Here is a 13,821-nt window from a genome sequence, read left to right on the forward strand (position 1 = left end):
ATCTGCCTCATAATGAGACAAGTTTCAGTGCCATAGCGGCAAGCGTAACAAAAGGGATTTTATTCCATTTGCGTTCAAAAAAATATATATAAGCCCGCTATGCTACAATTAGCAAAAAAATAAGGATCGTAGTGCTTAATATTGATCGCCGAATTTTAGCACACTTTGATTTCATAACGGTTATCTTATTGATTCCGCTCATATTTACTTCAGGTTGGCTCATTTATGAGATCCATCCTACCCTCGGTCAAAAGCATATGGTATATGTTTCTATCGGGCTAGGGGTATTTATTACCCTTTTTCTCCTCCCCATCCGTCGGTTATTGTGGATGATTCCGATTGCGTATTGGACAAGTATCTTACTTCTTATCGCGGTCGAGTTTGTCGGGCATAGCCGTCTGGGGGCAAAACGGTGGATTGAGATACCGTTTGTCCATTTTACCCTTCAACCCTCTGAGCTTCTCAAGCCTGCATTTGTTCTGATGCTTGCGTATCTGATCAACCGTAACCCCCCGCCGCGAGACGGATATCGGCTTAAAGAGTTTTTGAAACTCTCATTTTTCATCATTATGCCGTTTTTTCTTATCGCCAAAGAACCCGATTTGGGAACGGCCACCGTTTTGGCAATGTTGGGATTCGGAATCTTATTTATTGTCGGAGTGCATTGGAAAGTATGGATCGGTTTGGCGGTCACTTTTGTTATCTCTTTACCGCTGATTTACATGCAGCTGCATGATTACCAAAAACAGCGTTTGCACGATTTCGTCGGCGAAAAACCGAGTTACCACGTCGAGCAGTCGATTATCGCCGTCGGATCGGGGGGCTTTTTCGGTAAAGATAAAGATGATGCGACCCAAACGCAGATGAAGTTTCTCCCCATCGCATCAAGTGACTTTATTTTCGCCTATGTGGTAGAGCGGTTCGGATTTTTCGGGGCATTTTTGCTTATCACCCTCTATGCCGCGCTGATTATCCATCTGCTTATGATCGCCTTTTGGACGGAGGACTACTATATAAAAGTAGTCGCAGGGGGGTTATCGCTCCTCTTTTTCATTTATATGGCGGTTAACATCGCCATGACGATCGGGTTTGCCCCCGTAGTCGGGGTTCCTCTGCCGATGTTTAGCTACGGAGGGAGCAGTTTTGTGAACTTTATGGTCATTTTAGCGATTTTGGAAAATCTTCTCGCCTATCGATTCCGATATCTTTACGGAGATACGGGTAAAAAAAGCTTCGTCTAATCAAAGAGCGTTTATAATTGCGCTCTTTCAAAAACGGGTCAATAGTTCAGTGGTTAGAGCCCCCCGCTCATAACGGGGTTGTCGCAGGTTCAAATCCTGCTTGACCCACCACATCATGTCTAATATCTCCTCATTAAAACATTCCACACCTAAATTCAAATACTTTAAACCGTGTTATGATTTTAATACCTTTAATTAAGATGCATTATATTGACCGCTCTTGAAGATAAAAAGTCGATTATAAATGAACAGCGCCTCCCGTGGCATGCTGATGAGGTTAAGCGCCGAATCGAAGAGTATAAAAGTGGAAAGATGGAGACTACGCCGTTACATGAGGAATGGGAAGAGATAGAAGAGTTTTTAAATGGATTAGGTAAGCATACAAATTAATCCACAGAGGTTGCACAATCCCTTATTTGATCGACGGTGAAAATATCGTTATGTTGGGTATTTTCAATCAGAATGAGTGGAGTAGAGAATGGGAATAAGTAGCCTGTCCCCTTTTTTCTTTTAAGTAGCCTGTCCCCTTTTTTCTTTTTTCCTAACCCCTCATCCATCCACTCCCGTGTCAGCTCCGCCATCCCTGCGAAGTTCTTCTCCATATAGGGGATTTCACGACCGTTTGGAAAAAGGGCACATGCCAGATCGCCGACGATATTTCCCATCTCAAACCGTGCGAGTGCGGTAGCATCGGGAGGGGACAGCACCCCAGAGCTGTATTTTTTAAGCCAGAGGGATTTGGAGCATTGGATTCCGCGGGTGTAGAGAGATTTAGAGAGTGTCATATATTTTTGCTTATTTGTTTTAATAATTTATCAATTGTTGCTGTATATTTATTACAACCTCGACAATGACCACAAGGAGTATCTCCAGTATGACAAGAATGGGCACATAATAAAATGGATAATGGTATCTTTGATTTTTCAATCAATTCACTACTTGTCATCGCTATTGCAGGCGCATCGATAGTTATTTCTCCTTCTTGAAATGAAACAAGATTATTTATTAGCTCAGTGAATTGCGATGTACCATCTTTAAATTGCTCATCAGGTTTTAGAGAACCTATCAATATTTTTTTAATATTAAATTTAATTAAGTACATTGCAGCAAAAGTTATTAAAAGTTGGTTTCTAAAGGGCCACCAATCAGTTTGAGATGCAAGTTTATGAGGTGAGTTTTGAGATAAATCTCCAGAACCGAGTACGGAACAATCTATATTTAGTATATGATGTTCAATGTTTAGTTCTTTACAAGCATACTCAGCAGCTTTAATTTCTGCCTTAGCACAGTTTTGTCCATAATCAATTGTTAAAGCGATATCAGGTCTTTGCCAATATAAAATAGATATGGAATCAAGACCACCAGATAATAATAAGCCTGTCATAATGTTTTTGATGCTCCCCAAATGACCTTATATATTGATGAAGCAAAATCACTCTCAATAATACATCCTGACCCTTCAAACATAGTCATATTGATTGGTGTTTTATTTTCAATAAAAATAACAACAGGAATATTTCTTGAAATTGCATAGCCTATTTCAAAGATAGTCCCAGGATCATAATAATTTAGTACAGCGTATAAAATATCAGCTTCTTCAATACCTTTTAAATCTGCTTTAGCAACAATTTCTGCTTTACCATAACCTACATCATGGAGTGGAGAAAAAACATTGGCACCAAATTTTTCCAGTTGAAATTTTGCTTCTTCAATTAACCAACGATCAGCCATAGTAAAGAAGGGACCTGCTAAATAAATTTTCTTTGTAAAAGTTTCTTCGTTTATTGCAATCTTCTTGAAAAATTCATCATTAGATAAAGAATCCTTGACGATTTGTAAAATTTGATTATTGCAATACATCGCAACAGCTAAAGATGCTTTTTGAGCTGCTTCAATGGGGGATAGTTTATCTTGAGCCCATAAATATCCAAAAACAGCAACAAAAACATCTCCAGAGCCTATTTTGAAAACATTTTTTGTTTCATATGCATGGATATGAGTATATTGTTTTTCACAAAATAAATGTGCACCAAATGGTCCATCTTTCAATATTAGTACTTCTAAGTTTTTCGATCTTTCAAAGAGAGTTTTGGCGATATCGTCAATGTTCTCTTTAGAAGTAAACTTTTTCCCTTCTTCAACATTTAAAACTAAAGCAAGATGATTGATATCTGATCCATTGTCAAAAATCATAGAAGGATTGTTTTCAGATTGTGGATCAAAAATGACATAGTCTGCATTTAATATAGGATTTTCAGCTTCCATCATGCCATAGCAAATAATAATATCTTCATTTAGTGTAAAAGACTTCTGAATTTCAATAGGATTATTTAATGTATGTATATTAGGAGCTGATAATGCATGATAATATTCAAAGTTAATTATTTCGCTTGAAGATATTGATTGTATATCTATATTATAAGCTTTTGCAAAGTAGTTAAATTCACTTTGTTTCTCTGAATGAACATATGAATGCAAACAAATTTTTTCACCAAAGTGAGAGAGAATAGCTACAGCTCTACCTCCAGAACCAAAATTATAATCCCAATTAGGATATAAACATAACTCTTTATAAAACCCTCCAACTATATGTATCATTGTTAGCCCTTAATGGATTGGTTGGATATAGACATCAATTGCTGCTCCATTTATATCATTGATAGTTGCTTCATAGTTATTACCTTTTTTTAGACAATCAATTAGAAGTGTAATCCAAGTAGGGTTTATTCCACCAACAGCATTGTCAGATGAATCAAGTAAGGAAACTATTTCATCCTTTAATTCAATTTTTAACTTACTCCCAATAGATGCTTTGGCAAAATAGATCATAGTAGGTGAAATGACTTTTGTTGAACCTTGAAGATTGGAACAGTCCATAATAGATGGAGTTCCTAAACCTCCGAAACTTCTTTCACCACTGTATGACCTTCCACTTGAACTACTACCTGACATTGTTACTCCATATTATTGAAATTTTTTATTCTAACCATATGGCATCATGATTAGCGTCACGAATATTTTTTACATTGGTATTTTGTAGAATGATAAGAAAAGATATAAGTTGCATAAGGTAATAATGGTATATTGTTTTCAGAAGAAGTGTAGGGTCAAAAAGAGATAATAGCTCAATGTTTTTGTATTCTTATTAAAGTTGGGTGTAATTGATTAAATATTTTTTATTCATGATTTTGTTGATTACTTCTATGCATGCAAGTATTATAGAAGTGGGCAATGAAACGACTTCATTTGATGTCTTGGAAAATAGTTCAATTTATATTGACCATACACGTAGTTTAGGGTTTAATGAAATAAAAAATGGAAATATTCAGTTTAACCAAAACAATACAAAAAGACTCTTGTTGGGCTACTCTCCCGATTTTGATCTATGGGTCAAGTTCACTGTAAAAAACACAACAGATGCTAAAATTTCTAGGCTTCTTGAATACAACAATCCTATGACAACAAATATTTTTTTCTATTCTCCTGATGAAAATTTTTCGCCGCAAACATCAGGGATTTTATCTGGAAATCTTGGTCAAAAAAGTATTAATCCTATTTTTAAAATCAATCTGGAAGCCCATGAAGAAAAAACCTATTTTGTTAAAGTTTACTCTGAGGTAACAACGTTAATAGTGGATTTAAAATTATGGAAAACTAACCAATTTTATGAAGCAGAAATTGATCATCAAAAAAAACTGGCACTTTTTTTTGGTGCAATGATCGCTTTGGCCTTGTATAACCTATCGCTCTATTTTTTTACAAGAGACAAATCCTATTTATATTATGTTGCCTATATGATCGGCATTTCCTTTCACCATACAGTGTATACTGGCTTTTTTCATATATTTCAACTCGATGCTCGACTCAATGAGTTTATTATTAAAGCAGCGGCTATAATTGTCGGTATTCCGGCTTTTGCTCTTGCTTTATTTACAAACTCTATGTTGGAAATGAATCGGTATCCAAAGCTTAAAAAGTTACTCCACTATTATTTAATCCTATTTCCGTTTACACTGCTGATTTTTGTATTTACGAATGAATTTAATCAATTTAGAAATCTATTTTCTGTTGTTTTACTTCTGTTACTTCTTTTTATTACGGTATATGCTGCACTAAAAAAAGATTCTCAAGCTAAATTCATATTATTTGGATGGTTTCTTTTTATTGTGGCGGGTATTGCAATGTATCTTTCAAGCATCGGCTGGTTTGATATATATAAATTGTCACATTACTTTATAGAGATATTAGTAGTTTTGGAAGCTATTGTTTTTTCTATTGCTTTAGCATACCGAATTAAGCAACTTCAGTTAGAAAAAGATAGTGTACATCAAAAACTTCTGGAACAACAAAAAAATGAACAGGTAAAACTTGAGTATGAAGTATTGAAAAAAACAGAAGATTTGCAAGAGGTACTTGCAACCAAGCAACTGTTATTGAATGAATTAAATCATAGAGTTAAAAATAATATGCAGACCATACTTTCTCTCATTAGAATGCAAAGCGATGAATTTGACAATACAAAACTGCAAGATGCATTTACGACTATTCAAAACAGGGTAAGTACAATGAGTCATCTCCATGAGCTATTGTATAAAGAAGAATTATTTTCAGACGTCAATGCATTTCAATATTTTCATAGTATCGTTGAAGATATACAAGAGAGTTATGAGATGATAGTGGAGATCAACTATCAAATCCATGCGTCATTAGAAATCGACCAAGCTATTTATTGCGGACTGATTGTGAACGAATTAGTCACAAATGCGTGCAAATATGCTTTTAAAGATGACATAGGGACAATCAGCATCAGTTTAGATGAAAAAGATAATGTATATAGCCTGATTGTCAGTGACAATGGCATTGGTTATGATCAGTGCAGAACAACGAATTCTTTAGGTTTAGAACTGGTAGAGAGTTTAGTGTATGGTCAACTAAAAGGGAAAATCTCAACAGATTCACACAATGGAGTCCGCGTTGAAGTTGTCTGGAGCAAACTTGAGTAGTATTAAAATTTTGATAGTAGAAGATGAAGCGATCGTATCAATGGAAATTAAAAGAGTTATCGAGCGAATCGGATATGAAGTATCTGCTGTCGTGACTAATTACAAAGATGCGATACAAAGTGTAAAAAGAAATAAGCCCGATCTCATTTTAATGGATATAAATTTAAATAGTTACAAAGATGGCATAGAAACAGTACAAGAAATTAAAATGACGCAAGATATACCGGTTATTTATTTAACAGCCGATTCAGATTCCAAAACGATAGAGCGAGCTATTCAAACTGATCCTGTCGGTTACTTACAAAAACCATTTAAACGTGAAGATCTTAATTCAACCATTGCATTAGGTTTGTATAAAAATAAAGTAGATCAAAATAATAGTGTCGTTGACAATAGATTGACGGATATCGGAGCAGGGTATTATTATGATGTGGAGTATGAGCTTTTGTATTATAAAAATGAGCCTATAAAATTAAGTCCGAAGGAAAAAATCCTACTCACTAAACTGGTTCAAGCAAAAGGGCATATTGTCACATTTAGAGAACTGGAACATCTTATATGGAATGAAGTAGTGTCTGAAAACACATTTAGAAACTTAGTTTATAGATTACGCACTAAATTAGATCATAAACTCATTGACACTATTCCTACGTTTGGGTTAAAGTTGGAAGTTCAACAAAAGTGATATTCTTTGTGATGGATACCCATTAAACTGCTAAAAAATTTTTAGGAGTTGCACAATGAATAATTCTAAAATTTTGATAGTAGAAGATGAAGCGATCGTATCAATGGAAATTAAAAGAGTTATCGAGCGAATCGGATATGAAGTATCTGCTGTCGTGACTAATTACAAAGATGCGATACAAAGTGTAAAAAGAAATAAGCCCGATCTCATTTTAATGGATATAAATTTAAATAGTTACAAAGATGGCATAGAAACAGTACAAGAAATTAAAATGACGCAAGATATACCGGTTATTTATTTAACAGCCGATTCAGATTCCAAAACGATAGAGCGAGCTATTCAAACTGATCCTGTCGGTTACTTACAAAAACCATTTAAACGTGAAGATCTTAATTCAACCATTGCATTAGGTTTGTATAAAAATAAAGTAGATCAAAATAATAGTGTCGTTGACAATAGATTGACGGATATCGGAGCAGGGTATTATTATGATGTGGAGTATGAGCTTTTGTATTATAAAAATGAGCCTATAAAATTAAGTCCGAAGGAAAAAATCCTACTCACTAAACTGGTTCAAGTAAAAGGGAATATTGTACCATTTAAAACATTGGAAAAATTGATCTGGGGTTATCCTGTATCTACAGGGTCTTATAGGACATTACTCTATAGATTAAGAGGGAAACTACACTATGAGCTTATAGAGACCATACCCTCATTTGGACTCAAATTGAAAGTTTAAAAGTTAATTCCAATGCCTGCTCCATAGCCTTTATAATTTTCATTTCCAGAAATATTATTTTGTATGTTTTTGTCTCTTAATGATTGTTCATATTTTAAATATAAAAAGAATTGTGGAGAAAAAAATTGATACAAAGTCATAGAGGTGTTATATTGTGAATAGTCTTTCGCATAATCATTACTCAGCAAATCATTTTTAAGTTCTAAACTAGAAAACAACATTGTTGAATGGGTAATATTCAAGCCCATTATAAAATAAGCTCTTAAATCAGTATCATATTTTTCAGTTTTCGTTACATTATTGTTAATGATTTGATAAAGCGTAGAGTGTGAATTGCTAAATAATAATGCAGGGCCTATATATAGGGTCTCTGTTAAGTAATACTTATATCCGGCTCCCAGTTCATATTTCAGCCCGTTTTGTTCAAAGTCAATATTTGTAGTTCCCAAAACAGTATTTCCAATATGTTGTTTAGGACTGTATTTAAAAGATGCTAAGGCTAGATATTTTTTATTCATAAAAACATAGTTGAGACTAGGAAGATCATAAGATATCTGTGTATCGTTAAGCGATTCTGTAGTTGCTGTGTAATCGTAGCGGAGATTTTCAATTGTAAAAAGATGTAAATTTTTTTCTTCCGCAAATAAGTTCATTACGATCAGTAAAACTAGAGCAATCTGCTTCAAATTTTTCCCCTTGAAAACAATATTCTACATCAAAAATTTCAATTTTAAAACGTGATACTTATCGTGATGTTAATAGTAACGTTAACTGTGACGGCTAATATTTAGAATTTCTCTTTAAAAAAATAAGGAGAAATCATGTTCTACATAAATAAAAATAAAGTGTTCAGAGAGCTAAAAGAAATACTAGAACTTCGAATTGACAATGATCATCATGAAGCTCAAAACAATATAAGTATTTTAGAACAATTTCGACAAAGAGTTTTTTTAGAAAGTACAATTGAAAAGACATTGGATTTTAATAGAAGTCTTAATTGGAATCATGAAGAAGAAAATGTTCATCTTGTAAACAATGCTGAGGAACTACTTGAAGTATTTAAACTTCGAAGTGATATTTTTGGTAGCTTAAAATATGAGAATGAGTTCCCGGATAGTATAAGCGGTTTAAATTTTGATACATTTGATCACCATGCCGCAATTATATTTTGTAAAGCGAACAATGAATTGAGCGGAACATGCAGGCTTATTTTTGATACCCATAAAAAACTCCCTACAGATGAAAAGTATTCATTAGACTATATAAGGGAAGAATATTCCTCTATAGGAGAAGTATCCAGACTTGTTACAAAACAGGATAAATCCGGATTAAATTTGGAATTTAAATATTTAACACGAGGAATTTATCGGATACTTGAAAATAATCCTATAAACGCATCCGTATCTGCTATGAAACAAAGTCACTTTAAATTGTATTCAAAGTTTGGCGGGTTTAAGGTGGAAAAAGAATTGAAGGGTTATGGACATATAGACTACGATGTTGTAGTCACTTCATGGAACCCGAAAGAAATATCCCCTTTTTTTAAAAAACACTTTCTAGAATAAATTCAAAAAAAAGTATTTTCGGCTTTATATATAGGCTAAATTGAAAAAATGTGACGCAAACTATGATAACTTTAAAATACAATTTGTATTAAAAATTATAAGGAACAATTAGTTGTGTTTTTTAATGTCTGCCATTGGATGCTGAATGCTTAAACGTATTACATCTAAGTTTTCCATATCATCAACCAACAAAACTCATACATATATCCTTCACACGGATGAATTCGTATGGGGTTTAGGAAGTCTATGTGCGTTGAATCGTGTAGCTTTTGATCCTAAACTGGTTCTTAATCAATTTCCATTACCTCATACGAGTGATGCTTTTATCCGGGCAATCCGCCATATTGGATTTAAAAGTAAAAATATCACATGTTTACCCCATAAACTCCAAAATCTCTCTTTTCCCTGTTTCGCTTTTGTAAAACCAAAGAATTCTGAAGACGGTTCGGGTGCATCTGTAGTACTTATCTCGGATGCTTCATCAGAGCAAGTCGTATTGTTTGAACCGGGAACGAATGCTGCCGTAAAACTATCCTTGGAAGCATTTTCTGAGCGTTATCTAGGTTCTGTTGTTTTAGCGGCCAAATCGATGGGAAAATTGGATGATCCCGATGCCCTAGAGGATGAAAAGGGGTCATTTGGATTTAAGTGGTTCGTTCCTGAGCTGTTAAAACATAAAAAAGTGTGGCGAGATGTACTGATGGCATCACTCGTGATTCAGCTCTTGGCATTGGGGACGCCGCTCTTTACCCAAACTATCATCGATAAGGTTGTTGTCCATCGTACCGAGAGTACCCTTTTTGTTATTGCGATCGGGTTGGCAGTTTTCATGGTCTTTTCGGCAATCCTCTCATGGGTACGCCAGTATTTGGTTCTCCATACTGGAAATCGGGTCGATGCGGTACTTGCCGCAGGAGTGTTCGATCATCTATTCAAACTGCCTCCCCGCTATTTTGAACATCGCCCTACCGGGGTGATTGCCGCGCGACTGCATGGCGTTGAGACGATACGCGAGTTTATTGCTTCGGCTGCGGTGACGTTAATCCTCGATTTTCCCTTTTTACTGATTTTTGTAGGAATAATGTTTTATTACAGCGTGATGCTGACCCTCATCGCATTGGCGGTTCTGGGTAGTATTGCACTGATGAGTTTCTTCGTTGCCCCATTATTTCAAAATCAACTCAATGAGCAATTTTTGCTGGGTGCTCGAAATCAAGCTTTTTTAACCGAGTATGTTTCCGGTATCGAAACGGTAAAAAGTTTGCAGATGGAACCACAGCTACGTAACCGATATTCGGACTATCTATCTGAATACCTTCTCGCAACATTCAAGACAAAACAACTCTCCAACACGTATAACACGATTGCAGGTTTTATGGAGCAATTTTTGACGTTGCTTATCTTGGTCGTTGGAGCCTATATGGTTATGAGCAGCACTGAGTTCACGATAGGAATGTTGGTAGCGTTTCAGATGTTCGCAGGACGACTCTCTCAGCCGGTGATGCGTTTGGTCGGATTATGGCAGCAGTTTCAGCAGGCTGATCTCTCGGTTAAACGTCTTGGGGATGTGATGAACGCTCCGACTGAACCGTACTCCATTCAGCCCTCACGTCTGAGAGAAGGTAAAGGACTCATAGAGATTGAAGGACTTAGCTTTCGTCACAGTGAGCAGCACCCATTTTTATATCGTGATTTTAACCTATCTATTATTCCGGGTTCTACCGTGGCGATTATGGGACCCTCGGGATCGGGAAAAAGCACTTTTGCCAAACTGCTGCAGGGATTTTATCAACCCAGTGACGGACGGATTCGTATCGACGGAAACGATATTCAAAACTATTCCGCCAACGAATTACGTCACTATTTCGGCGTAGTGCCTCAAGAAACGGTTCTTTTCTCCGGTACGATCTACGATAATCTTCTCGCCGCCAATCCGCATGCCACGTTTGAACAAATTATCCATGCGTGCAAACTCGCTGAGATTCATGAGACGATCGAAACCCTCCCTGACGGATACCAAAGCGTTATCGGTGAGCGAGGCTCAGGACTCTCCGGCGGTCAGCGTCAGCGTTTGGCTATTGCACGTGCATTGCTCAAACAGCCTAAAATTCTCATTTTTGATGAAGCAACGAGTGCGCTCGATGAACAAACCTCAGAGCACTTTGCCACGACGGTCAATCAGCTGCACGGCAAAGTAACAATGCTCTTTATCACCCATGGACTTCCGAAAAATCTGAAAGTAGACCGACTTGTCCAGATCGGAGAATCCCAACCATCACAGGAGGCACTGCCAGCATGACAATACGATTTGCAACAGTTGAAGATATACCACAAGTTGTAGAAGTAGGATATGAAATTCAGCGACTAAGCAGGTTTGGACAACTGTATGAATTTGATCATAAACGTGTGACGCAACAAGTAAATTCGATCATACAGATAGGGCAAGATAAAAACAAGACACATTGTCTTTTTGTTGCTGTTAACAGCAAAAATAAAATTGTCGGTCTACTGATTGGTTCGACGGAGCAACATATTTTTTCAGACCAAATAATTGCTTCGATAGTCATTATCGGGGTCTTACAAGAACATAGAATGAGCGGTGCTGGGCTTAGGCTTCTTAGCGCATTCAGAAAATGGGCTGAGAACCGTGGTGCAGTCGAACTGTATGCCGGAATCAATAGCGGGAATAACTTATCGATTATGGACCGTTATATGAAACGTCTAGGGTTTGTTCAGACGGGTGGGAATTATGCGTTGGCACTCAATCAATCCAATAAAGGAGAAGAACAAAAATGAAAACACTATTTCGGCTAATCCTTTTTGGATTAGGCTGTTACGGATACGCCTTCGAATTCAGCGGTCCGTTCCCGACAAAAGATTACCCGTATACAATCCATAAAAGCGGTGAAGAGGTATGTACCGATTGCCCCAGCGTCGTTTCATGGCTTGATAACGACCGAGTGATCTTTACCCGTCTGAAAAAAGGGGAGCCGTTTTTGCAGGCGTCTTCATTCAAGCCTTTTGTTTTTAGCGGTGAAACGGTAATTTGGGATACAAAAAAAGACAAAATCATTCCCTATCATGATGGGATGTTGTGGTGTTCGTATAATGGATATTCAAGTATATATTATAACGATGGAGCGCAATCCCAAGAAAGTGCCTATGGATTCAATGGATTTGAACATAAAGAGAAAGTTAAACGTTTTTGGCAGAAAGGAGACCCTATTACAACGCATAGTGACATGCATATGTGTCTTAAATATAACTCTCCACCATTCAAACCTAATACTCCTAACTGGACTTACCCCTTACGCGAGCAAGACGGTGTAGTTGATCTGGGATGGAAAAAAGACCAGAACGATCCCCGCCCTTCAACGCCGGTAGGGGTTATCCGACCTGATGGAAAACGGATTGATTTACCGCTGAAAGCGGGAGATGTATCGGGAGTCTGGTGGGATGAATGGGCAGAGACCTATATCATTAAGATGCTTTTAAGCGGAGCAAACAAGGTCGGTAAACTCCCAAGCCGTCCCGATGCATTGATATTTTTACATCCAAACGGGACAGTAGAGAACTATCCGCTCCCTTATGCCTACTGGTGGAGTAAATACACCAGTCGAGCCGCTATCTCTAAAAAAGGAGTTGTTGTTGTAAACGAACAGGCTAATGCCCTGCCTCCCGGTAAGATGTATAGCGGAGCCTATCTAGTTCGCGGAGAACAGGTCGTACGGCTCAACGATTGGTACGTCGGAAATGAACGTTCTGGACTGGACAATATTCACCGAGGTCTGGCGGTATCCCCCGATGGATGCAAAATCGCCTACAAACATACCGATGGTCCCCGTGTCAAAAATGAGAGCACCATTCAAATGATCAATCTATGCGAAGGAGATGAATAATGGATATCACAGCTGATTTTATCAACCGCCTCTATAAACTGGGGGCTACGGCAACCGACCAAACATATGGGTACATTAATAATCTGATTGAGATTAGGAGAGCAGTATGAAAATTGTTCAAGGTACATTATTTAGTACTTTAATATTATCAACTTTATCATTAGGAGGATGTGCAATGGCAAAATCTGGTGTTTTAACATTTGAGAAACATAATATTAAATTAAAGTGTTTTGATGCAAGTGATTTAAAAATTGGTTATGGTAATTATCGTACTCATGGATTAAATAATAGAGAATATACCCCTAATCATCAAAGAGATATTTGTCCATCAAAGAAATCAAATGATGACACTAAATTTTTAAGTGGAGGTATGGGATATTATCGAGCATTTGAAGGTCCATTAAGAATTCAGTGGCATGCATTGGATGATAGTATTATTGATACAACGGTCGATTTAGATGAAATTTTTCCAGGAAAAATTATTCCTAATAAAGAAGATCCTAATCGTATTTATTGGCCTATACCTACTTCAAGATTACCATTTATAGTCATTGAAGTTAACGATCGAACACTTAGTATTTATAGCGATGCCGACATTAGTATTGTTCCCGAGGACGGTAATGTGTCTAACAGAGCTTCCCATCGTAATAGAACTTTGATGTTCTCAAAAATATATTAGAAAGGAATTG

At 36.7% G+C, this 13,821-nt stretch carries 15 protein-coding genes and 1 tRNA gene; 11 read left to right on the top strand and 5 right to left on the bottom strand.

What is annotated here, in order from left to right:
• Nucleotides 1–131: 131 nt before the first annotated feature.
• From RMO68_RS05995 to RMO68_RS06005, 3 genes are all read left to right on the top strand, one after another.
• Nucleotides 132–1,241: an FtsW/RodA/SpoVE family cell cycle protein gene (locus tag RMO68_RS05995; protein WP_310439815.1), complete on the top strand. Its 1,110-nt coding sequence runs from the start codon at nt 132–134 to the stop codon at nt 1,239–1,241.
• A 35-nt stretch (nt 1,242–1,276) separates the two neighbouring features.
• Nucleotides 1,277–1,352: transfer RNA gene (locus tag RMO68_RS06000), tRNA-Ile, on the top strand.
• A 99-nt stretch (nt 1,353–1,451) separates the two neighbouring features.
• Nucleotides 1,452–1,631: an addiction module protein gene (locus RMO68_RS06005; RefSeq protein ID WP_310439816.1), complete on the top strand. Its 180-nt coding sequence runs from the start codon at nt 1,452–1,454 to the stop codon at nt 1,629–1,631.
• Here RMO68_RS06005 and RMO68_RS06010 read toward each other — a convergent pair.
• Genes RMO68_RS06010 through RMO68_RS06025 form a run of 4 tightly spaced genes read right to left on the bottom strand, consistent with a single transcriptional unit; the run spans nt 1,628 to nt 4,193 of the window.
• Nucleotides 1,628–2,026, bottom strand: coding sequence for a hypothetical protein (locus RMO68_RS06010; protein WP_310439817.1), 399 nt, complete (start codon nt 2,024–2,026; stop codon nt 1,628–1,630). The genes RMO68_RS06005 and RMO68_RS06010 overlap by 4 nt on opposite strands.
• Entirely contained in the window at nt 2,023–2,625 is a 603-nt protein-coding gene (locus RMO68_RS06015) for a 7-cyano-7-deazaguanine synthase (protein WP_310439818.1), read from the bottom strand. The genes RMO68_RS06010 and RMO68_RS06015 overlap by 4 nt, the downstream gene beginning before the upstream one ends.
• Nucleotides 2,622–3,839: a nucleoside 2-deoxyribosyltransferase gene (locus RMO68_RS06020; protein WP_310439819.1), complete on the bottom strand. Its 1,218-nt coding sequence runs from the start codon at nt 3,837–3,839 to the stop codon at nt 2,622–2,624. Before RMO68_RS06020 ends, RMO68_RS06015 begins: the two co-directional genes overlap by 4 nt.
• Before the next feature lie 9 nt (nt 3,840–3,848).
• Entirely contained in the window at nt 3,849–4,193 is a 345-nt protein-coding gene (locus RMO68_RS06025) for a hypothetical protein (RefSeq protein WP_310439820.1), read from the bottom strand.
• A gap of 230 nt (nt 4,194–4,423) precedes the next feature.
• Between RMO68_RS06025 and RMO68_RS06030 the strand changes: the two genes are divergently transcribed.
• The 3 genes from RMO68_RS06030 to RMO68_RS06040 are packed head-to-tail and all read left to right on the top strand — an operon-like array spanning nt 4,424 to nt 7,668.
• Complete coding sequence (locus RMO68_RS06030; protein ID WP_310439821.1) at nt 4,424–6,244, top strand: 7TM diverse intracellular signaling domain-containing protein; 1,821 nt, start codon at nt 4,424–4,426, stop codon at nt 6,242–6,244.
• A complete protein-coding gene (locus RMO68_RS06035) occupies nt 6,216–6,929 on the top strand; it encodes a response regulator (RefSeq protein ID WP_310439822.1) in 714 nt (237 codons plus the stop codon). The genes RMO68_RS06030 and RMO68_RS06035 overlap by 29 nt, the downstream gene beginning before the upstream one ends.
• Before the next feature lie 55 nt (nt 6,930–6,984).
• Nucleotides 6,985–7,668, top strand: a complete 684-nt coding sequence (locus tag RMO68_RS06040) for a response regulator (RefSeq protein WP_310439823.1) — start codon at nt 6,985–6,987, stop codon at nt 7,666–7,668.
• On the opposite strand, the gene RMO68_RS06045 is transcribed toward RMO68_RS06040, so the two are convergent.
• On the bottom strand, nt 7,665–8,354 hold the full coding sequence (locus RMO68_RS06045) for a hypothetical protein (protein WP_310439824.1): 690 nt from the start codon (nt 8,352–8,354) through the stop codon (nt 7,665–7,667). The genes RMO68_RS06040 and RMO68_RS06045 overlap by 4 nt on opposite strands.
• 135 nt (nt 8,355–8,489) lie before the next feature.
• On the opposite strand from RMO68_RS06045, the gene RMO68_RS06050 reads away from it, so the two are divergent.
• From RMO68_RS06050 to RMO68_RS06070, 5 genes are all read left to right on the top strand, one after another.
• Complete coding sequence (locus tag RMO68_RS06050; protein WP_310439825.1) at nt 8,490–9,233, top strand: N-acyl amino acid synthase FeeM domain-containing protein; 744 nt, start codon at nt 8,490–8,492, stop codon at nt 9,231–9,233.
• Nucleotides 9,234–9,486: 253 nt separating this feature from the next.
• Nucleotides 9,487–11,532 carry a peptidase domain-containing ABC transporter gene (locus RMO68_RS06055; RefSeq protein WP_310439826.1) on the top strand — a complete coding sequence of 682 codons (2,046 nt, stop codon included), beginning with the start codon at nt 9,487–9,489 and terminating at the stop codon, nt 11,530–11,532.
• Nucleotides 11,529–12,029, top strand: a complete 501-nt coding sequence (locus tag RMO68_RS06060) for a GNAT family N-acetyltransferase (RefSeq protein ID WP_310439827.1) — start codon at nt 11,529–11,531, stop codon at nt 12,027–12,029. Before RMO68_RS06055 ends, RMO68_RS06060 begins: the two co-directional genes overlap by 4 nt.
• A complete protein-coding gene (locus tag RMO68_RS06065; protein ID WP_310439828.1) occupies nt 12,026–13,132 on the top strand; it encodes a hypothetical protein in 1,107 nt (368 codons plus the stop codon). The genes RMO68_RS06060 and RMO68_RS06065 overlap by 4 nt, the downstream gene beginning before the upstream one ends.
• 106 nt (nt 13,133–13,238) lie before the next feature.
• On the top strand, nt 13,239–13,811 hold the full coding sequence (locus RMO68_RS06070; protein ID WP_310439829.1) for a hypothetical protein: 573 nt from the start codon (nt 13,239–13,241) through the stop codon (nt 13,809–13,811).
• Nucleotides 13,812–13,821: the final 10 nt, after the last annotated feature.

The sequence above is a fragment of the Sulfuricurvum sp. genome, from assembly GCF_031427015.1.
Lineage (GTDB): Bacteria > Campylobacterota > Campylobacteria > Campylobacterales > Sulfurimonadaceae > Sulfuricurvum.

Coding starts and splice junctions, on each gene's coding strand:
- RMO68_RS06010 (WP_310439817.1), bottom strand. CDS start 2,026: ATGACACTCTCTAAATCTCTCTACACCCGCGGAATCCAATGCTCCAAA.
- RMO68_RS06015 (WP_310439818.1), bottom strand. CDS start 2,625: ATGACAGGCTTATTATTATCTGGTGGTCTTGATTCCATATCTATTTTA.
- RMO68_RS06020 (WP_310439819.1), bottom strand. CDS start 3,839: ATGATACATATAGTTGGAGGGTTTTATAAAGAGTTATGTTTATATCCT.
- RMO68_RS06025 (WP_310439820.1), bottom strand. CDS start 4,193: ATGTCAGGTAGTAGTTCAAGTGGAAGGTCATACAGTGGTGAAAGAAGT.
- RMO68_RS06030 (WP_310439821.1), top strand. CDS start 4,424: ATGATTTTGTTGATTACTTCTATGCATGCAAGTATTATAGAAGTGGGC.
- RMO68_RS06040 (WP_310439823.1), top strand. CDS start 6,985: ATGAATAATTCTAAAATTTTGATAGTAGAAGATGAAGCGATCGTATCA.
- RMO68_RS06050 (WP_310439825.1), top strand. CDS start 8,490: ATGTTCTACATAAATAAAAATAAAGTGTTCAGAGAGCTAAAAGAAATA.
- RMO68_RS06060 (WP_310439827.1), top strand. CDS start 11,529: ATGACAATACGATTTGCAACAGTTGAAGATATACCACAAGTTGTAGAA.
- RMO68_RS06065 (WP_310439828.1), top strand. CDS start 12,026: ATGAAAACACTATTTCGGCTAATCCTTTTTGGATTAGGCTGTTACGGA.
- RMO68_RS06070 (WP_310439829.1), top strand. CDS start 13,239: ATGAAAATTGTTCAAGGTACATTATTTAGTACTTTAATATTATCAACT.